Below are 18,676 nucleotides of genomic sequence, written 5' to 3' on the forward strand. Positions count from 1 at the left end.
GAATGAGTGTTTTATATCCGTTAATTCAGGCGCTGGTGCTGTTTGCCGTTGCGCCGCTACTTTCCGGTGTTACCCGCGTGGCGCGTGCGCGTTTGCACAATCGCCGTGGTCCGGGCGTTTTGCAGGAATACCGCGACATTATCAAACTGCTGGGCCGTCAGAGCATTGCGCCTGCGGATTCCAGCTGGGTTTTCCGCCTGACACCGTTCGTGATGGTGGGCGTGATGCTGACTATCGCCACCGCGTTGCCGGTAGTGACCGTTGGCTCGCCGCTGCCGCAACTGGGCGATCTGATCACCTTGATTTACCTGTTCGCCATCGCCCGTTTCTTCTTCTCTATCGCGGGTCTGGATACCGGTAGCCCATTTACCGCTATTGGTGCCAGCCGCGAAGCGATGCTCGGCGTACTGGTTGAACCTATCCTGCTGTTGGGGCTGTGGGTAGCGGCGCAGGTTGCTGGCTCAACTCATATCAGCAATATCGCCGATACCATTTATCACTGGCCTGCTGCGCGCAGCATCCCGCTGATTCTGGCGCTGTGCGCCTGTGCTTTCGCCACCTTTATCGAAATGGGCAAACTGCCGTTCGATCTGGCGGAAGCAGAGCAGGAGCTGCAGGAAGGTCCATTGACCGAATACAGCGGCAGCGGTTTTGCGGTGCTGAAATGGGGCATTAGCCTCAAGCAACTGGTCGTTCTGCAAATGTTCGTCGGCGTGTTCCTGCCGTGGGGACAGATGGAAACCTTCACCGCCGGTGGGCTGCTGTTGGCGCTGGTGATTGCCGTCGTCAAGCTGGTCCTCGGCGTGCTGGTTATCGCCCTGTTCGAAAACAGCATGGCGCGTCTGCGTTTTTGCGCCACTTCACGCGTGACCTGGGCCGGTTTTGGGTTTGCGTTTTTAGCGTTCGTCTCCTTGCTGGTGGCGTGATTTAAGAGAGTTTGAGCATGTCTGAAGAAAAATTAGGTCAACAATATCTCGCTGCGCTGCACCAGGCCTTTCCGGGTGTCGTACTGGATGAAGCCTGGCAGACCAAAGATCAGCTGACGATCACCGTCAAGGTGAACTACCTGCCGGAAGTGGTGGAGTTCCTGTACTACAAACAGGGTGGCTGGTTGTCCGTGCTGTTTGGTAACGACGAACGCCAGCTGTGCGGCCATTATGCCGTTTACTACGTGATGTCGATGGAGCAGGGCACCAAGTGCTGGATAACCGTCCGCGTTGAGGTCGATGCCAATAAGCTGGAGTTTCCGTCCGTCACGCCGCGCGTTCCGGCTGCAGTCTGGGGCGAGCGCGAAGTGCGCGATATGTACGGTTTGATCCCGGTAGGTTTACCGGATGAACGTCGTCTGGTACTGCCGGATGACTGGCCGGACGAACTCTACCCACTGCGTAAAGACAGTATGGATTATCGTCAGCGCCCGGCCCCGACCACCGATGCCGAAACCTACGAGTTCATCAACGAACTGGGCGACAAGAAAAACAACGTGGTGCCAATTGGTCCGCTGCACGTCACCTCCGATGAACCCGGTCACTTCCGCCTGTTCGTTGACGGCGAGAACATCATCGACGCCGACTACCGTCTGTTCTATGTTCACCGCGGCATGGAGAAACTGGCGGAAACCCGTATGGGTTATAACGAAGTCACGTTCCTGTCGGATCGCGTGTGCGGTATCTGCGGTTTTGCGCATAGCACCGCATATACCACCTCCGTTGAGAATGCGATGGGCATCGTGGTGCCAGAGCGTGCGCAGATGATCCGCGCCATTCTGCTGGAAGTTGAGCGTCTGCACTCGCATCTGCTGAACCTCGGCCTGGCCTGTCACTTTACCGGTTTTGACTCCGGCTTTATGCAGTTCTTCCGCGTGCGCGAAACGTCGATGAAGATGGCCGAGATCCTCACCGGGGCACGTAAAACCTACGGTCTGAACCTGATCGGCGGTATTCGTCGCGACCTGTTGAAAGAGGATATGATCCAGACCCGTCAACTGGCGCAGCAGATGCGCCGTGACGTGCAGGAACTGGTCGATATGCTGCTCAGCACGCCGAACATGGAACAACGTACCGTTGGTATTGGTCGTCTGGATCCGGAAATTGCTCGAGACTTCAGTAACGTCGGCCCGATGGTACGCGCCAGCGGTCACGCGCGTGACACCCGTGCCGATCACCCGTTTGTCGGTTATGGTCTGCTGCCGATGGAAGTTCATAGCGAGCAGGGTTGCGACGTTATTTCTCGTCTGAAAGTCCGTATCAATGAAGTCTACACCGCACTGAATATGATCGACTTTGGTCTGGACAACCTGCCGGGCGGCCCGCTGATGGTGGAAGGCTTTACCTATATTCCTCACCGCTTCGCACTGGGCTTTGCTGAAGCGCCGCGCGGAGATGACATCCACTGGAGCATGACCGGCGACAACCAGAAACTGTATCGCTGGCGCTGCCGTGCGGCGACGTACGCCAACTGGCCGACGCTGCGCTATATGCTGCGTGGCAACACCGTTTCCGATGCCCCGCTGATTATCGGTAGCCTCGACCCTTGCTACTCCTGTACTGACCGTATGACCGTGGTTGATGTGCGTAAGAAGAAGAGCAAAGTCGTGCCATACAAAGAACTTGAGCGCTACAGCATCGAGCGTAAAAACTCGCCGCTGAAATAAGGAATCGCCATGTTTACCTTTATCAAAAAAGTCATCAAAACCGGGGCGCCGACGTCGTCGTATCCGCTGGAGCCGATTGCGGTCGATAAAAACTTCCGTGGCAAACCGGAACATAATCCGCAGCAGTGCATTGGCTGCGCGGCCTGTGTGAATGCATGCCCGTCGAACGCGCTGACGGTAGAAACCGATCTGGTTACCCATGAGCTGGCGTGGCAGTTCAACCTTGGTCGCTGCATCTTCTGCGCCCGCTGCGAAGAAGTCTGTCCGACGGCGGCAATCAAACTGTCGCAGGAGTATGAACTGGCGGTGTGGAAGAAAGAGGATTTCCTGCAGCAGTCCCGCTTTGCGCTGTGTAATTGCCGCGTATGTAACCGCCCGTTTGCGGTACAAAAAGAGATCGACTACGCCATTGCGCTGCTGAAGCACAACGGTGACAGCCGTGCGGAAAACCACCGCGAAAGCTTTGAGACCTGCCCGGATTGTAAGCGCCAGAAATGTCTGGTGCCGTCTGACCGTATTGAACTGACTCGCCATATGAAAGAGGCCAGCTGATGAGCAATTTATTAGGCCCACGTGACGCCAACGGTATTCCAGTGCCGATGACGGTGGATGAATCCATTGCCAGCATGAAAGCGTCGCTGCTTAAAAGCATCAAGCGTTCAGCTTACGTTTACCGTGTGGACTGCGGCGGCTGCAACGGCTGTGAAATCGAAATTTTCGCCACGCTTTCTCCGCTGTTTGATGCCGAACGTTTTGGTATCAAAGTGGTACCGTCGCCGCGCCATGCGGATATTCTGCTGTTTACCGGCGCGGTAACGCGTGCCATGCGCTCTCCGGCGTTGCGCGCCTGGCAGTCAGCGCCGGATCCGAAAATTTGTATCTCTTACGGTGCCTGCGGTAACAGCGGCGGTATCTTCCACGACTTATACTGCGTATGGGGCGGCACGGACAAAATCGTACCGGTGGACGTGTATATTCCAGGTTGCCCGCCGACGCCTGCGGCAACGCTGTACGGCTTTGCCATGGCGCTGGGACTGCTGGAACAAAAAATTCACGCGCGTGCGCCGGGTGAACTGGACGAACAGCCGGCGGAAATTCTGCATCCGGATATGGTTCAGCCGCTGCGTGTGAAGGTGGACCGCGAAGCACGTCGTCTGGCGGGATACCGCTATGGCCGCCAGATTGCTGATGACTATTTGACGCAGTTAGGGCAGGGCGAGCATCAGGTGGCGCGCTGGCTGGAAGCGGAAAACGATCCGCGTCTGACCGAGATCGTCACGCATCTTAATCATGTTGTCGAAGAGGCGCGTATCCGATGAGTGAAACGGTGGTGTTCAGTCAACTGAGCCGTAAGTTTATTGATGAGAACGATGCAACGCCCGCTGAGGCGCAGCAGGTTGTCTATTACAGCCTGGCGATTGGTCACCACCTTGGGATCATCGATTGCCTGGAAGCGGCGTTAACCTGTCCGTGGGATGAATATCTGGCGTGGATTGCTACGCTTGCCGAAGGCAGTGAAGCTCGCCGGAAAATGGAAGGCGTGCCGAAGTATGGTGAGATAGTCATCGATTTCAACCATGTGCAAATGCTGGCGCGCGCGTTCGATGATGCGCGTGCCGTGCAGACCCCGCAGCAGCAGGAGTGGAGCAAGCTGATGCTCAGCATGCTGCACGATATCCACCAGGAAAGCGCTATCTATCTGATGGTGAGGAGACACCGTGACTGACGTTTTATTATGTGTAGGTAACAGCATGATGGGCGATGACGGCGCGGGTCCGCTGCTGGCCGAAATGTGTGCCGCAAACCCTCAAGGTCAATGGGTTGTCATCGACGGCGGTAGCGCGCCGGAGAACGACATCGTCGCCATCCGTGAACTGCGCCCGCAGCGTCTGTTGATCGTGGATGCCACCGACATGGGGCTAAACCCCGGTGAAATCCGTATTATCGATCCTGATGATATTGCTGAGATGTTCATGATGACCACCCACAACATGCCGCTGAACTACCTGGTCGATCAACTGAAAGACGATGTAGGCGAGGTAATTTTCCTTGGCATTCAGCCAGATATTGTCGGTTTTTACTACCCGATGACACAACCGATTAAAGATGCGGTTGATACCGTCTATCAGCGATTAGCTGGCTGGGAAGGACACGGCGGATTCTCCGAGCTGGAAGCGCCGGAAGAGTAAACCGTATCAGTGCCGGATGTGAGCGACATCCGGCCTGTTTCCCTGCGTATCCTCGTCACTCAATGGCCTGCTCAATAATTAATTTCCCCTGCATCACTGACACTTTTACTGCCGTACCGGTAGGAAACCCAGCTTGTTCCAGCCAGTCACCGTTCAGCGTGAGTGAAGCGTGCCGACTGATTCGTCGCGTGAAACCCGTTTTGGGATCTTCATGGCGTTTTCTTACATAGCCGACTTTCAAACGACGTACGGGTTTGGTGATAGCCACTGCTATTTTGCCATTTTTATCAGTCATACACGTTTCCTTGTGGTGAACGGCCAGGAATAAAAACTACTGAATAAAATGCCAGTAAAAAAGGGCGCGAGCAAACCTGAAACTGGAAGGATGATTCCACATTTTGAATGCAATAAATGAAATGAAAATACGTACTTCTGCCGGAGGGCTGTAGACCCCTCCGGCAGGCCCGTCAGGCCAGATCGGTACCGTTGCTGGCGATCACTTTTTTGTACCACCAGAATGATTTCTTGCGGGTGCGCGCCAGCGTGCCGTTACCCGCGTCATCGCGGTCCACATACACAAAACCGTAGCGTTTGCTCATCTCACCGGTTGAGGCAGAAACCAGATCAATACAGCCCCAGGTGGTGTAACCCATCAGCGGCACGCCATCCTCAATAGCGTCTGCCATGGCGCGAATGTGCTCGCGTAAATAGCTGATGCGATAGTCGTCATTGATCTCGCCGTTAGCATCGATTTCATCTTTCGCCCCCAGCCCGTTTTCCACCAGAAACAGCGGTTTCTGGTAGCGGTCATACATCATGTTCATGGTAATGCGCAGACCGAGCGGATCGATGCCCCAGCCCCATTCGCTGGTGGCAATATATGGATTACGCAGCGATTTCACCACGTTGGCGGCGCTGGTATTGCCGGTGTTCATTTCAGCAGAGGCACAGCGCGATGCGTAGTAGCTAAACGAGACAAAATCGACGGTGTTTTTCAGGATGTCGTCATCTTCCGGGGCTTTTTCTATCACCACGCCTTTTTCGCGAAACACACGGGCAGAGTAAGCGGGGTAAGCCCCGCGCGCCTGCACATCAATAAAGAACAGGTTTTCGCGGTCTTTTTCCAGCGCGGTCCATACATCTTCCGGTTTACAGGAGTAAGGATAAAAATTGCCGCCAGCCAGCATACAACCGACCTGGTTTTGCGGATTAATTTCATGGGCAATTTTAGTCGCCAGGGCGCTGGCTATTAGTTCGTGGTGCGCGGCCTGGTATTTAACCTGATCCTGATTTTCACCTTCTTCAAATACCAGCCCGGCGCCAGAAAAGGGACTGTGCAGCATAATGTTGATTTCGTTGAAGGTCAGCCAGTACTTCACCAGACCGTCGAACGCCTCGAAGCAGGTACGGGCGTAGCGGGTAAAGAACTCCACCATTTTGCGGTTACGCCAGGAGCCGTACTCGGTGACCAGATGCATTGGCACATCGAAATGGCACAGCGTGACCAACGGCTCAATTCCGTATTTTTTACACTCGGCAAACACGCTCTGGTAAAACGCGATGCCCTCTTCATTCGGCGTCAGTTCATCGCCGTTAGGGTAGAGACGGCTCCAGGCAATGGAAGTACGAAAAACCGTAAACCCCATTTCCGCCATCAGCGCGATATCTTCTTTATAGCGATGATAAAAGTCGATCGCCTGATGGCTGGGATAAAATTCGTCATCCTGAAGCGTAAAGCGCTTTTCCTGACCCAGTTTGACGGGCATCCGGTGTGCGCCGTGAGGGATCATATCGACGGTGGTCAGCCCTTTGCCGCCTTCCCGGTATGCCCCTTCAGACTGGTTGGCGGCCAGTGCGCCGCCCCATAAAAATCCTTGCGGAAAAACAGACATAATTAACCTCAGTTGATACCAGTCAAATGCTGGCTCCATTGATATTGCCCGGTTGTGCGGCCTGATTTTTTCTGGCCTGCGCGGCTGCATCTTCGACAGGAATATCTTCAAAGCCGAGAATCAGTGTTAATACAAAGGAAAGCACTACTGCCAGCGCCATCACGCCAAATACCCAGACGATGGTCATCGGATTGGCCGGATCGAAAAACTGTACGCTGGTGAACAGGCCCGGAGCCGCCATGGAGTGGCTTGCCAGTCCGGCCATTCCGGCAACGGCGCCGCAGATAAAGCCGCTGATAAGGCTCGCAATCAGCGGACGTTTCAGGCGGATCGCCACGCCATACAGCGCAGGTTCGGAAATACCCGCCATAATGGCTGAGGCAGCTGCCGCTAACGCCGTCTGACGCAACTCCGGGTTTTTAGTTTTCCATGCTACTGCCAGCGATGAACCGCCTAACGACAAGTTGGCGCCGATTTCAGACGGCATCACCATGCCTTCTTTTCCGGTCTCGGCAATAGTCTGAATGATGGTTGGCGTAAAGACGCGGTGCATACCGGTCATTACCAGCAGCGGCCACAGCGCGCCCATAATGGCTACCGACAGCCAGCCGAGATAGCCGTGAATGGTATACACCAGCGCGGAAATCGCACTCCCGATCCAGATGCCTACCGGGCCAATGATGACGATGGCGAGTGGGGCGGCGATCAGTACGATCAGCATCGGTTTCAGGAAGTTTTTGGTCACCGCCGGAGTGATGCGATCGACCCAGCGTTCGATGTAAGACAGACACCAGGTCATGACCAGTGCCGGGATCACCGTATAGGTATACTTCACCGCCGTCACCGGGATCAGGGCGAACTCAACGTGTTCACCCTGCGCGGCCTTCGCCATCAGGTCGATAAAGCTGGGATGCACCAGTACCCCTGCGATGGCGATAGCCAGCGACATGTTGGTTTTGAATTTGATGGCTGCAGAAGCGGCGACCATCAGCGGCAGGAAGAAAAATGCGCCGTCGCCGATAACGGTCAGAATGGTGAGTGTGGACGAACCTTTCACCAGCACGCCGGTCATTTCCAGAACCATCGCCAGCAGCTTGAGCATTGATCCGCCGATAATTGCCGGGATCAACGGAGACATGGTGCCGATCAGCGCGTCGAGGATCCCCGCGCCAATCCGCTTCAGCGTCAGTCGGGGTTTGGTTTGCGGCTCAGCAGGTTGCATGTTGGCAGGCAACAGGCTGACCACTTCACGATACGCCTGCGAAACGGTGTTGCCGATAATCACCTGGCACTGGTTATCGTTACGCACCACGCCCAGCACGCCAGGAAGCGTTTTCAGTGTCGCGCTATCGACCTGCGAGTCATCTTTGATAACGAAACGCAAACGGGTCATGCAGTGGGTCACTGCTGTGATGTTGTCGACGCCTCCCAGAGCCGTCACAACGGAGCGCGCCAGCGCTGCATAATTCTTGGACATCGGATTTAATCCTGTTTTATCAGTAGAGTACGTTATGTTTTATCCGTTTACGTTGGTCGCTTTTCTGAGTGAATGAAACACAGATAGGAAACCGGTTCCACAAAATCATGTTTAAATTATGAATAATGAGCAAGATTTAATTTTGATCACTTTTTGTAATTGTGACTCCGATCACCAGATGTCAGCGTCTGCGATTTAGCAGCAAGGACAGCGGCGAAACGGTGCAGTACACTGCGTCACATTGAGAGAATAGGGATGAGTAATATGACCACGATGCTGGAGGTGGCGAAGCGTGCCGGGGTGTCGAAAGCGACCGTTTCCCGGGTGCTTTCCGGAAACGGCTATGTCAGCCAGGAGACCAAAGACCGCGTGTTTCAGGCCATTGAAGAGAGTGGTTACCGCCCAAACTTGCTGGCCCGCAGTCTCGCAGCGAAAACCACGCAGACGCTGGGTCTGGTGGTAACAAATACCCTTTATCACGGCGTCTATTTCAGCGAGCTGCTGTTTCATACCGCGCGGATGGCGGAAGATAAAGGACGCCAGCTGTTACTGGCTGACGGTAAACACAGCGCTGAGGAAGAGCGTCAGGCAATCCAGTACCTGCTCGACCTGCGCTGTGACGCGATTATGATCTATCCGCGTTTTCTCAGCGTGGATGAGATAGACGATATCATCGACGCCCACAGCCAGCCGATTATGGTGCTTAATCGACGCCTGCGGAAAAACAGTAGCCACAGTGTGTGGTGCGATCAAAAGCAAACCAGCTTCAACGCCGTTACTCAGCTCATTGCCGCCGGGCATAAAGAGATTGGATTTATTACCGGCTCAATGGATTCCCCTACCGGCGTGGAGCGACTTTCAGGTTATAAAGACGCGCTGGCGCATCATGGTATCCCGCTAAACAATGATCTGATTGTTAACGGGAAATGGACGCCAGCCTGCGGCGCAGCGGGTGTGGATACTTTACTTTCGCGCAAGGTCAAATTCACCGCGCTGGTGGCCAGTAATGACGATATGGCGATCGGCGCGATGAAGCAGTTGCACGTGCATGGCGTGCGCGTTCCTGCACAGGTGTCGGTGATTGGCTTCGATGATATCGCCCTCGCGCCATACACTATTCCGGCGCTTTCCAGCGTCAAAATACCGGTGACGGAAATGATTCAGGAAACGATTGGACGTCTGATCTTTATGCTGGATGACGGGGCATTTACGCCGCCAAAAACCTTCACCGGCGAACTCATCCAACGCGACTCTGTTGCGCCGCTTGTCTTGCGCTGACGGCTGTCATTTGTCATCGTCACTAGTGACGATGACACGCCTTTCCTGCATTCGTCAGAATAAAAAACCTTTAATAACAGTCAATTAAAATCTGGCACGATTTGTGAATGCTTCGGCAGATATTCTGTCATTGCTGGAGAAATTGATGAACCGTTTCATCATTGCAGACGCCAATAAATGCATTGGTTGCCGTACCTGTGAAGTGGCCTGCGTGGTATCCCATCAGGATAACCAGGACTGCGCATCGCTGACCCCTGAAACTTTTTTACCCCGCATTCACGTCATCAAAGGCGTTAATGTCTCCACGGCGACGCTGTGCCGCCAGTGCGAAGACGCGCCGTGCGCTAACGTCTGCCCGAACGGTGCTATCAGCCGTGATAAAGGCTTTGTCCACGTGATGCAGGAACGCTGCATTGGGTGTAAAACCTGCGTTGTGGCGTGCCCTTATGGCGCAATGGAAGTGGTTGTGCGCCCGGTTGTGCGTAACAGCGGCGCGGGTCTGAACGTCCGTGCAGAAAAAGCAGAAGCCAATAAGTGCGATCTGTGCCACCACCGTGAGGCCGGCCCTGCCTGTATGGAAGTCTGCCCGACTCACGCGCTGATTTATGTGGATCGCAATAAGCTTGAGCAATTGAGCGCGGAAAAACGCCGTCGCGCGGCGCTGGATTCCACCGCATCTTTGCTGTTCTGATATCTGAAAATCCGCGTAAAATACGGTAGTACTTATGCCGGATGGCGGCTTTGCCTTATCCGGCCTACGGGGATAGATGACTGCGGGACTACTTAATGACAATAAACAACCACTCCGGCGTACAACTGCGTATTCGCGGTAAGGTACAGGGTGTCGGATTTCGCCCCTACGTCTGGCAACTGGCGCAGCGGTTACAACTGCATGGCGATGTGTGTAACGACGGTGACGGTGTGGTTGTGCGTGTGCAGGAAGATCCGGCGGAGTTTATTGCACAGTTGCATCAACACTGCCCACCGCTGGCGCGTATTGACAGCGTAGAGAGCGAACCATTCGCCTGGACGCAGCAGCCTGCCGATTTCTCGATTCGTCAAAGCGCTGGCGGTACGATGAATACGCAAATCGTTCCTGACGCCGCGACCTGTCCCGAATGCCTTGTTGAAATGAACACCCCCGGCGAACGTCGCTACCGATACCCCTTTATCAACTGCACCCACTGTGGTCCACGTTTTACGATTATCCGCGCCATGCCCTATGACCGGCCGTTCACCGTGATGGCGTCGTTCCCACTCTGTGCGCAATGCGATAAAGAGTATCGCGACCCGTATGATCGTCGCTTCCATGCCCAGCCCGTTGCCTGTCCGGCCTGCGGCCCTCATCTTGAGTGGTTCAGCGCGGATGAGCGGGCGGAGAAAGAAGAGGCGCTGCAGGCGGCGGTATCGCGGCTGAAAGCAGGCGGTATTGTGGCCGTTAAAGGCATTGGCGGGTTTCATCTGGTGTGTGATGCGCGAAATGATGATGCCATAGCGTTGCTCAGGTTGCGCAAACGCCGTCCGGCAAAACCTCTGGCGGTAATGCTGCCAGGTGATGACGGGCTACCTGAACCCGCTCGTCGTTTGCTGACTACCCCTGCCGCGCCGATCGTGCTGGTACAGAAGCGCTATGTCGCGGCATTGAGCGAAGGAATTGCGCCAGGGTTAACGGAAGTTGGCGTCATGCTGCCCGCGAATCCGTTACAGCATTTACTTTTACAAGAGATGAATTGCCCACTGGTGATGACCTCCGGCAATCTCAGCGGCAGGCCGCCGGCCATTACCAACGCGCAGGCGCTGGAAGATTTACGCGACATTGCTGACGGTTTCCTGCTGCATAACCGCGAAATTGTGCAGCGGATGGATGACTCGGTGGTGCGTGAAAGTGGGGAAATGCTGCGTCGTTCCCGGGGTTACGTACCGGATGCGGTAGCACTGCCGCCAGGATTTCGCGATGTGCCGCCGATGCTGTGCTTAGGCGCGGATCTGAAAAATACTTTCTGTCTGATGCGTGGCGAACAGGCGGTTATCAGCCAGCATTTGGGCGATCTCAGCGATGACGGCATTCAGCAGCAGTGGCGTGATGCGCTGCGCCTGATCCAGAGCATTTATGACTTTACGCCGCAGCGTATTGTGCACGATGCACACCCTGGCTATGTTTCCAGCCAGTGGGCCAGCGAAATGGAGCTGCCAGTTGAAACGGCGCTGCATCACCATGCGCATGCCGCTGCGTGTCTTGCCGAGCACGGCTGGCCGCTCGACGGTGGCGACGTGATTGCTCTGACGTTAGACGGTATCGGCATGGGGGAAAACGGCGCGCTGTGGGGGGGAGAGTGTTTGCGGGTCAACTATCGTGAATGCGAACACCTTGGCGGCCTACCTGCGGTAGCGCTGGCGGGCGGCGATCTGGCGGCAAAACAGCCGTGGCGTAACCTGCTCGCGCAGTGCCTGCGTTTTGTTCCTGACTGGCAGCGTTATCCGGAAACATCTGCGCTGCAGCATCAAAACTGGAATGTGCTGGCGCGCGCTATTGAACGGGGGATCAACGCTCCGCTGGCGTCATCGTGCGGACGGTTGTTTGACGCCGTTGCCGCTGCGCTGCAATGTGCGCCGGACTCGTTGAGTTATGAAGGAGAAGCGGCCTGCGCGCTGGAGGCGCTGGCATCGCAGTGTGATGATGTTGATCACCCTGTTACGGTGCCGCTTGATGGCAATGAACTGGACTTAGCGGTTTTTTGGCAGCAATGGCTGAACTGGCAGGCCAAACCAGCGGAAAGAGCGTGGGCGTTTCACGACGCGCTGGCGCGTGGGTTTGCTACTCTGATGCAAGAGCAGGCCGAAGCGCGCGGAATCAAGACGTTAGTATTTGGCGGCGGCGTGATGCATAACCGTTTATTGTCAGCCCGTCTGGCTATTTATCTGCATGATTTTACTTTACTGTTTCCCCAGCGTTTACCGGCGGGCGACGGTGGGTTGTCGTTGGGGCAAGGCGTGATTGCCGCGGCGCGAGCGTTGGCACAAAAATAAAAAAAGCCCCGGGACTGGCGGGGCAAGAAAAACATGTCGGGGCATACCGACAAATGGCAACGCACATCCATGTGCGTGAGGTTAATAAACCAGTAGCAGCGTAGCCGGATAAAGCAAAGCCGCCATCCGGCATCACGATTTACACGGGCAACGTTTTCAGCAACGCAAAGGCCTCTTTCATGCGGTCTTCACTGACGACGAACGCGCACAACTGACCTTCGTCGTTCATCCCTCTGGCGACCATCCCCTGCGTTTCGGCGGCAATTTGCCAGTTCAAATCGCGGCGCTGGGTTTCCCCAGCCAAATGCAATGGCAGTTCCGGCGTTTTGACTTTTACCAGCATGGCTGGCAGCTTCAACGGCGTATTGCCGCCGAGCAGGTTTTTCGCCAGATACATGGCGCTCAGTTGAATCGGTTGCAGGAACGGAAGTACCTGACCGTTAATTTCCGCACAGTCGCCGAGTGCGTAAATATCCGGATGGCTGGTTTGCAGGTAGCTGTCGACGCAGACGCCACGGTTGATGTTCAATCCGGCGCGGCGTGCCAATGCAGTTTCCGGGCGCAGACCGGTTGCGGCGATCACCGCATCGACCTCTACGCTGCGGCTACGATCGAGCGTGGCGAGAATACCCGACGCCGTTTTCTCCAGCCCCTGAAGCTGCGATTTCAGCAGCAGATGTACACCCATATCGGTCAGACGATGCTGTAAGCGACTGCTGACTTCCGGCGGCATCAGCGAAGCCAGAATGCTGGCGGCGTTGTCGATAAGCGTCACCGCTTTACCGGCACGACAGAAATCCATCGCCAGTTCGCTGCCAATCAAGCCGCCGCCGACAATCAGTACCCGCTGTGCGTCGCGCAGCTGAGTTTCACAGGCGCGGTACTCTTGTTGACTGTTCAACGTGAGCATTAACTCACGTCCGGTAACGGGCGGTACAAAGGCTGAAGCGCCCGTCGCCAGTACCAGCTTGTCGTACTGCCACTGATGATCCTGGCTTTTCACTACGTGAGCATCAGCGTCGATGTCGGTTACCCAGGTGTGCGGGAACAGGCGTAAATTAAACTGTTCGGCAAACTCTCCCGCCGACTGGCGGGTGAGGTCGTCTGCACGCTGCGACTGACTGATAACATGGCTTAGATCGGGCTTGTTGTACTCATCCATGCTGTCCGCAGCAATCAGGGTCAGCGGGACATTTGCATCCTGCTTACGGATATTTTTGACTAACTGGCGGGCAGCGAAGCCCGAACCAATAATGACAATTCCGCGGCTCATTTTGCCTCCGTTGCCAGTACGTCGAAGACGTCTTTACCTAATGAACATTCCGGGCACAGGAAGTTGTCAGGCACGTCGCTCCACGGCGTTCCCGGCGCAACATCCTGCAGCGGTTCACCTTTTGCCGGGTCGTAAATCCACTGGCACACGCTGCATTGCATGCATGGACCGAGATCGGCTGCTGCGGCTGCTGCGCAGGCGCACTCTTCTTCTTTGGATGCTGCTTTCACGGTTGTTTCCGGCAGTGGAGCAAGCGCCCACTGACGAGCAATTTCACGGCCGTGCTGGCGGCACAGTTCCAACGCATCCAGGTCCGGACGCCATTTGGCTTTGAGGCTCAGCGACATCTCGAAACCTGCATCCTGCAGGCGCGTGGATAAACGGTCTACCGCTCCGCCGCTCCAGCCGTGTGAGCCAAAAGCGCTGGCGCGTTTGTTACGAAAACGCAGGCCGGTCATCTCTTCCACGAGACCCGCGATTTTCGGCATCATCACGTTGTTCATCGTCGAAGTACCGACCAGTACGCCTTTAGAGCGGAAGACGTTAGTCAGAACTTCGTTTTTATCGCTACGGGCGACGTTAAAGATTTTCACCGCCACGTTCGGGTCAACTTCGTTGATGCCCTGGGCAATGGCGTCCGCCATCATGCGGGTATTGTTGGACATGGTGTCGTAGAAAATGGTGATCCGGTCTTCCTGGTAATCCGCCGCCCATTTCAGGTACATCTCAACGATTTGCGTTGGGTTGTCGCGCCATACCACGCCGTGAGAAGTGGCAATCATATCGACCGGCAGGTTGAAGCCGAGGATCTCAGTGATTTTCGGTGTAACCAGACGGCTGAACGGCGTCAGGATATTGGCGTAGTAACGCTGGCACTGTTCGAACAGTTCGGTCTGGTCAACTTCGTCGTTAAACAGACGTTCGTCGCAGTAGTGCTGACCGAAGGCGTCGTTACTGAACAGCACCGCGTCGCCGGTCATGTAGGTCATCATGCTGTCAGGCCAGTGCAGCATCGGCGTTTCAACGAAGATCAGCTGTTTGCCGTTACCAATGTCCAGTGAATCACCGGTTTTCACCACGTTGAAATTCCACTCCGGGTGATGGTGGTGCCCGTTGATGGAGTCAATGGCGTTGGCTGTGCAGTAAATCGGCGTATCCGGGATGCAGGACATTAGCTCGGTCAGCGCCCCGGCATGGTCTTCTTCCGCGTGGTTAATGATGATGTAGTCGATATCCGCGAGGTCAATTTCACTGCGCAGGTTCTGCACGAATTCACGGCTAAATTTGTGGTCTACTGTATCGATCAGGACATTTTTTTCTTCACGGATGAGATAGCTGTTGTAGCTGCTACCGCGCAGCGTTTTGTATTCAGTCCCGTGGAAATCACGAACTTCCCAGTCACGTTGGCCAACCCAATGAATGTTATTTTTAACCAGAATAGACATAGCAACCTCAGTAATTAATTCAGCGTTTTTCTAAAAAAGATGTTTTGCTTATTGCAGGTTGTGTGCCAACTTTTTATTTTATTGATTTTAAAGGTTTTATTGTTTGATGCTTATTAGGTGGTAGTCAAAATGACTATTCATTTTATTGTCAATATGACAATATGAATTGTCAAAATGACAATGAGGTAGTCATGAGCTTTTCCGTAGACGTGCTGGCGGGCATCGCCATTGAATTACAAAGCGGTATTGGACATCAGGACCGTTTTCAACGCCTGATAACCACCTTGCGCCAGGTGCTGGAGTGCGACGCGTCGGCATTGCTGCGCTATGAGTCCCGACAGTTTATTCCGCTGGCGATCGATGGGCTGGCGCAGGATGTTCTCGGCAGACGCTTTACCCTGGAGGGGCATCCGCGTCTGGAGGCGATTGCCCGCGCCGGGGACGTGGTTCGTTTCCCTGCCGACAGCGATTTGCCAGACCCTTACGATGGGCTGATTCCGGGGCAGGAAAGCCTGAAGGTACACGCCTGCATTGGCTTACCGCTGTTCGCCGGTCAAAATCTGATTGGCGCGTTAACCCTGGATGGCATGGAGCCCGATCAGTTCGATGTTTTCAGCGATGAAGAGCTTAGACTGATTGCCGCGCTGGCGGCGGGCGCGCTGAGCAATGCGCTGCTGATTGAACAACTGGAAAGCCAGAATATGCTGCCAGGCTCATCAACGGCTTTCGAGCAGGTGACTGAAACGCAGATGATTGGTCTGTCGCCCAATATGATGCAGCTGAAAAAAGAGATTGAGATTGTGGCAGGGTCCGATCTCAACGTACTGATTAGCGGCGAAACGGGGACCGGGAAGGAGCTGGTGGCTAAAGCTATCCATGAAGGTTCGCCGCGCGCGGTAAACCCGCTGGTGTATCTGAACTGCGCGGCGTTGCCGGAAACCGTAGCCGAAAGTGAGCTGTTTGGGCACGTAAAAGGCGCGTTTACCGGGGCTATCAGCAATCGTAGCGGTAAGTTTGAAATGGCCGACAATGGGACGCTGTTTCTTGATGAGATTGGCGAACTCTCGTTAGCACTACAGGCTAAGCTGCTGCGCGTATTGCAGTACGGTGATATTCAGCGTGTGGGTGACGATCGCAGTCTGCGCGTGGATGTGCGGGTGCTGGCGGCGACGAACCGTGACTTACGCGAAGAGGTGCTGGCCGGGAATTTCCGTGCGGATCTGTTCCACCGTCTGAGCGTCTTTCCCCTTTCCGTACCGCCTCTTCGCGAACGCGGCGAAGATGTGGTGCTGCTGGCCGGCTATTTTTGCGAGCAATGTCGGCTGCGGCTGGGGCTTTCCCGCGTAGTGTTAAGCCCCGGCGCGCGTAGCCATCTGCTGAATTATGGCTGGCCTGGAAACGTGCGCGAGCTGGAACATGCCATTCACCGGGCGGTGGTTCTGGCAAGGGCGACCAGGGCAGGGGATGAAGTGGTACTGGAGGCGCAGCATTTTGCCCTGCTGGATGAAGGTCCGGCTCCGCAGGCGGCAGAAGTTGTTGCGGAGATCCCACAGCATCACAGCCTGCGTGAGGCAACAGAGTCTTTCCAGCGGGAAATGATCCGTCGGGCACTGGCGCAAAATAACCATAGTTGGGCGGCAAGTGCGCGAGCGCTGGAAACAGACGTCGCCAACCTGCACCGGCTGGCGAAACGTCTGGGGCTGAAGGATTAGATAATACCGGCCTGATAGAAATCCTGCAGGTTGATAGCACCGGTGAGTTTACCGTTTTCATCTACCACCGGTGCGGCAGTGATTTTGCGCTTCATCAGGATCTCTTTGGCATCAATCGCGCGGCTCTGCGCCTGCAGCGTAATGCCATTATGGGTCATTGCTTCGCTAACCTGAGTGGTGAGCGCTCCGCCGCCAACCAGCCAGCGGCGCAGGTCGCCGTCGGTAAAGACCCCTTTCACCAGTGACGCGTCGTCGCAGACCGCCACCAGGCCAAGACCCGTGCGGCTGAGTTCCAGCATCGCGTCCATGACGCTGGTGGTAAGCGTCACCTGCGGAATGGCATCGTCACGGCGCATCAGATGATGCACTTTATTTAACAGACGAGCGCCCAGCGCACCTGCCGGATGCGAGCGGGCAAAATCTTCCTCGTTAAAGCCGCGCGCCTGCATTACGGCGATTGCCAGTGCGTCACCCATCATTAAAGTGTTCACGGTGCTGGACGTTGGTGCCAGACGCATCGGACAGGCTTCGCGCTCAACGGAAATATCCAGCACGGCTTTGGCGGCCAGACCCAGCGGTGAGGTCGGTTTTCCGGTCATTGCCAGCAGGGCGACGGATTTGTCTTCCAGGCGTGGGATGATGAGATCCAGCTCTTTTGCGCCGCCAGAGTAGGAGATAAATAGCATGACATCGCGGCTTTCAATCATCCCTAAGTCACCGTGCAGCGCTTCCGCCGGATGCACAAAAAAGGCGGGCGTGCCGGTACTGGCGAGGGTCGCTGCGATTTTTTTGCCAATATGGCCGGATTTTCCAATCCCGGAGACGATCACTTTGCCTTCGCAGTGGATGATAGTATTGGCGGCACGGACAAAATCATCGCCCAGCCGCTCAGGCAGTCGGCTGGCTTCCTGTAGTTCCAGCATTAACGTCTGGCGGCCCGCGTTCAGTAGTGCATCACTCATTGGTTTCTCCGGTTATGATTACTTCAATCCCTTTTGCTTCCAGCGCCTGACGAAACGCAGGGTCGATACCCGCATCGGTAATCAGCTTGTCGACGCTTTCCAGACTGCACACAACATTGGGGCTTTTGCGCCCGAATTTTGACGAGTCAGCCATCAGAATCACTTCACGAGCAGCATTACACATCGCTTTACTGACGCTAAACACCTCATTAAAGGTGGTCACGCCGGCATTGAGGTCAATGCCGTCGGTTCCCATGAAGAGTTTATCAAAGCTGAACTGCTCAAAGGCGTTTTCTGCCAGCTGACCGTGAAATGACGCAGATTTTTTGCGAAAGGTCCCGCCGGGCATCAGGATGGTTTGCTCGTTGTCCAGCTCCGAAAGGGCGTTAACAATGTGCAGACTGTTGGTCATGACGGTGATGTTGCTAAAGCGTGTGAGCATCGGCACCATCTGCAATACGGTGCTACCCGCATCCAGAATAATAGAGTCGCCATCGTGTATAAAACGGACGGCGGCTTCGGCAATCTGCTCTTTTTTATGCGTATTGATTAGCGTTTTATGATCGATTGGCGGGTCGGATTCGTCTTTATTTAATACTACGCCGCCATAGGTACGAATGACGGTTCCGGCATTTTCCAGAATGACCAGGTCTTTGCGAATGGTCGTTCCGGTCGTGTCAAAGTAGTGGGCCAGTTCTTCAACCGAGCATTTTCCCTGCTTTTGCAGATGCTCCAGTATGGCAGCCTGACGCTGACGAGGTTTCATAG

17 protein-coding genes are annotated in these 18,676 nt (G+C 55.2%); 10 read left to right on the forward strand and 7 right to left on the reverse strand.

What is annotated here, in order from left to right; all coding sequences use genetic code 11:
* Window positions 1-2 precede the first annotated feature (2 nt).
* From OGV94_RS13865 to hycI, 6 genes are read left to right on the forward strand one after another with little or no spacing between them, the layout of a single operon-like run.
* Window positions 3-926 carry a respiratory chain complex I subunit 1 family protein gene (locus tag OGV94_RS13865; RefSeq protein ID WP_003825914.1) on the forward strand — a complete coding sequence of 308 codons (924 nt, stop codon included), beginning with the start codon at window positions 3-5 and terminating at the stop codon, window positions 924-926.
* A gap of 17 nt (window positions 927-943) precedes the next feature.
* Window positions 944-2,653: a formate hydrogenlyase subunit HycE gene (hycE, locus tag OGV94_RS13870; protein ID WP_003037393.1), complete on the forward strand. Its 1,710-nt coding sequence runs from the start codon at window positions 944-946 to the stop codon at window positions 2,651-2,653.
* 9 nt (window positions 2,654-2,662) lie between these two features.
* Window positions 2,663-3,205, forward strand: a complete 543-nt coding sequence (gene hycF, locus OGV94_RS13875; RefSeq protein ID WP_016154185.1) for a formate hydrogenlyase subunit HycF — start codon at window positions 2,663-2,665, stop codon at window positions 3,203-3,205.
* The gene (hycG, locus tag OGV94_RS13880; RefSeq protein WP_080626188.1) at window positions 3,205-3,972 is read left to right on the forward strand and encodes a formate hydrogenlyase subunit HycG; all 768 of its coding nucleotides are present in this window, start codon (window positions 3,205-3,207) and stop codon (window positions 3,970-3,972) included. Before hycF ends, hycG begins: the two co-directional genes overlap by 1 nt.
* Window positions 3,969-4,379, forward strand: a complete 411-nt coding sequence (locus OGV94_RS13885; RefSeq protein WP_003037385.1) for a formate hydrogenlyase maturation HycH family protein — start codon at window positions 3,969-3,971, stop codon at window positions 4,377-4,379. The genes hycG and OGV94_RS13885 overlap by 4 nt, the downstream gene beginning before the upstream one ends.
* Window positions 4,372-4,842 (forward strand): hydrogenase maturation peptidase HycI, encoded by a 471-nt coding sequence (gene hycI / locus OGV94_RS13890; RefSeq protein ID WP_043017337.1) that lies wholly within the window; start codon window positions 4,372-4,374, stop codon window positions 4,840-4,842. The genes OGV94_RS13885 and hycI overlap by 8 nt, the downstream gene beginning before the upstream one ends.
* Before the next feature lie 55 nt (window positions 4,843-4,897).
* Here hycI and OGV94_RS13895 read toward each other — a convergent pair whose 3' ends face one another.
* The 3 genes from OGV94_RS13895 to ascF all read right to left on the reverse strand — a co-directional run bounded on the left by OGV94_RS13895 (window position 4,898) and on the right by ascF (window position 8,211).
* A complete protein-coding gene (locus OGV94_RS13895) occupies window positions 4,898-5,137 on the reverse strand; it encodes a SymE family type I addiction module toxin (RefSeq protein ID WP_075145731.1) in 240 nt (79 codons plus the stop codon).
* Between the two features lie 172 nt (window positions 5,138-5,309).
* Window positions 5,310-6,734 carry a 6-phospho-beta-glucosidase gene (locus OGV94_RS13900; protein ID WP_043017977.1) on the reverse strand — a complete coding sequence of 475 codons (1,425 nt, stop codon included), beginning with the start codon at window positions 6,732-6,734 and terminating at the stop codon, window positions 5,310-5,312.
* A 22-nt stretch (window positions 6,735-6,756) separates the two neighbouring features.
* Window positions 6,757-8,211 carry a PTS cellobiose/arbutin/salicin transporter subunit IIBC gene (gene ascF, locus OGV94_RS13905; protein WP_200001188.1) on the reverse strand — a complete coding sequence of 485 codons (1,455 nt, stop codon included), beginning with the start codon at window positions 8,209-8,211 and terminating at the stop codon, window positions 6,757-6,759.
* Between the two features lie 264 nt (window positions 8,212-8,475).
* On the opposite strand from ascF, the gene OGV94_RS13910 reads away from it, so the two are divergent.
* From OGV94_RS13910 to hypF, 3 genes are all read left to right on the forward strand, one after another.
* Complete coding sequence (locus OGV94_RS13910; protein ID WP_043017976.1) at window positions 8,476-9,489, forward strand: LacI family DNA-binding transcriptional regulator; 1,014 nt, start codon at window positions 8,476-8,478, stop codon at window positions 9,487-9,489.
* A gap of 145 nt (window positions 9,490-9,634) precedes the next feature.
* The gene (gene hydN, locus OGV94_RS13915; RefSeq protein WP_003037366.1) at window positions 9,635-10,180 is read left to right on the forward strand and encodes an electron transport protein HydN; all 546 of its coding nucleotides are present in this window, start codon (window positions 9,635-9,637) and stop codon (window positions 10,178-10,180) included.
* A 95-nt stretch (window positions 10,181-10,275) separates the two neighbouring features.
* Window positions 10,276-12,516: a carbamoyltransferase HypF gene (hypF, locus tag OGV94_RS13920; protein WP_286523591.1), complete on the forward strand. Its 2,241-nt coding sequence runs from the start codon at window positions 10,276-10,278 to the stop codon at window positions 12,514-12,516.
* Window positions 12,517-12,655: 139 nt separating this feature from the next.
* Here the strand turns inward: hypF and norW are convergent, their stop codons facing one another.
* Together norW and norV are read right to left on the reverse strand one after the other, a co-directional pair.
* Window positions 12,656-13,789, reverse strand: coding sequence for an NADH:flavorubredoxin reductase NorW (gene norW / locus OGV94_RS13925; RefSeq protein WP_043017333.1), 1,134 nt, complete (start codon window positions 13,787-13,789; stop codon window positions 12,656-12,658).
* Complete coding sequence (norV, locus tag OGV94_RS13930; protein ID WP_075145736.1) at window positions 13,786-15,234, reverse strand: anaerobic nitric oxide reductase flavorubredoxin; 1,449 nt, start codon at window positions 15,232-15,234, stop codon at window positions 13,786-13,788. Before norV ends, norW begins: the two co-directional genes overlap by 4 nt.
* A 191-nt stretch (window positions 15,235-15,425) precedes the next feature.
* On the opposite strand from norV, the gene norR reads away from it, so the two are divergent.
* Window positions 15,426-16,946, forward strand: coding sequence for a nitric oxide reductase transcriptional regulator NorR (gene norR / locus OGV94_RS13935; protein WP_075145737.1), 1,521 nt, complete (start codon window positions 15,426-15,428; stop codon window positions 16,944-16,946).
* Here the strand turns inward: norR and gutQ are convergent.
* A complete protein-coding gene (gutQ, locus tag OGV94_RS13940) occupies window positions 16,943-17,908 on the reverse strand; it encodes an arabinose-5-phosphate isomerase GutQ (RefSeq protein ID WP_038633059.1) in 966 nt (321 codons plus the stop codon). The genes norR and gutQ overlap by 4 nt on opposite strands.
* Complete coding sequence (gene srlR, locus OGV94_RS13945) at window positions 17,901-18,674, reverse strand: glucitol operon DNA-binding transcriptional repressor SrlR (RefSeq protein WP_003037350.1); 774 nt, start codon at window positions 18,672-18,674, stop codon at window positions 17,901-17,903. The genes gutQ and srlR overlap by 8 nt, the downstream gene beginning before the upstream one ends.
* Window positions 18,675-18,676 lie beyond the last annotated feature (2 nt).

This window comes from Citrobacter sp. Ce006 (assembly GCF_030336535.1).
In the GTDB taxonomy this organism is placed as follows: Bacteria; Pseudomonadota; Gammaproteobacteria; order Enterobacterales; family Enterobacteriaceae; genus Citrobacter; species Citrobacter europaeus.

What these genes read in the sequence shown, in the direction of transcription:
- OGV94_RS13865 (WP_003825914.1), top strand. Translation starts at nt 3, where the DNA reads ATGAGTGTTTTATATCCGTTAATTCAGGCGCTGGTGCTGTTTGCCGTT.
- hycE (WP_003037393.1), top strand. Translation starts at nt 944, where the DNA reads ATGTCTGAAGAAAAATTAGGTCAACAATATCTCGCTGCGCTGCACCAG.
- hycF (WP_016154185.1), top strand. Translation starts at nt 2,663, where the DNA reads ATGTTTACCTTTATCAAAAAAGTCATCAAAACCGGGGCGCCGACGTCG.
- hycG (WP_080626188.1), top strand. Translation starts at nt 3,205, where the DNA reads ATGAGCAATTTATTAGGCCCACGTGACGCCAACGGTATTCCAGTGCCG.
- OGV94_RS13885 (WP_003037385.1), top strand. Translation starts at nt 3,969, where the DNA reads ATGAGTGAAACGGTGGTGTTCAGTCAACTGAGCCGTAAGTTTATTGAT.
- OGV94_RS13895 (WP_075145731.1), bottom strand. Translation starts at nt 5,137, where the DNA reads ATGACTGATAAAAATGGCAAAATAGCAGTGGCTATCACCAAACCCGTA.
- OGV94_RS13900 (WP_043017977.1), bottom strand. Translation starts at nt 6,734, where the DNA reads ATGTCTGTTTTTCCGCAAGGATTTTTATGGGGCGGCGCACTGGCCGCC.
- ascF (WP_200001188.1), bottom strand. Translation starts at nt 8,211, where the DNA reads ATGTCCAAGAATTATGCAGCGCTGGCGCGCTCCGTTGTGACGGCTCTG.
- OGV94_RS13910 (WP_043017976.1), top strand. Translation starts at nt 8,476, where the DNA reads ATGACCACGATGCTGGAGGTGGCGAAGCGTGCCGGGGTGTCGAAAGCG.
- hydN (WP_003037366.1), top strand. Translation starts at nt 9,635, where the DNA reads ATGAACCGTTTCATCATTGCAGACGCCAATAAATGCATTGGTTGCCGT.
- hypF (WP_286523591.1), top strand. Translation starts at nt 10,276, where the DNA reads ATGACAATAAACAACCACTCCGGCGTACAACTGCGTATTCGCGGTAAG.
- norW (WP_043017333.1), bottom strand. Translation starts at nt 13,789, where the DNA reads ATGAGCCGCGGAATTGTCATTATTGGTTCGGGCTTCGCTGCCCGCCAG.
- norV (WP_075145736.1), bottom strand. Translation starts at nt 15,234, where the DNA reads ATGTCTATTCTGGTTAAAAATAACATTCATTGGGTTGGCCAACGTGAC.
- norR (WP_075145737.1), top strand. Translation starts at nt 15,426, where the DNA reads ATGAGCTTTTCCGTAGACGTGCTGGCGGGCATCGCCATTGAATTACAA.
- gutQ (WP_038633059.1), bottom strand. Translation starts at nt 17,908, where the DNA reads ATGAGTGATGCACTACTGAACGCGGGCCGCCAGACGTTAATGCTGGAA.
- srlR (WP_003037350.1), bottom strand. Translation starts at nt 18,674, where the DNA reads ATGAAACCTCGTCAGCGTCAGGCTGCCATACTGGAGCATCTGCAAAAG.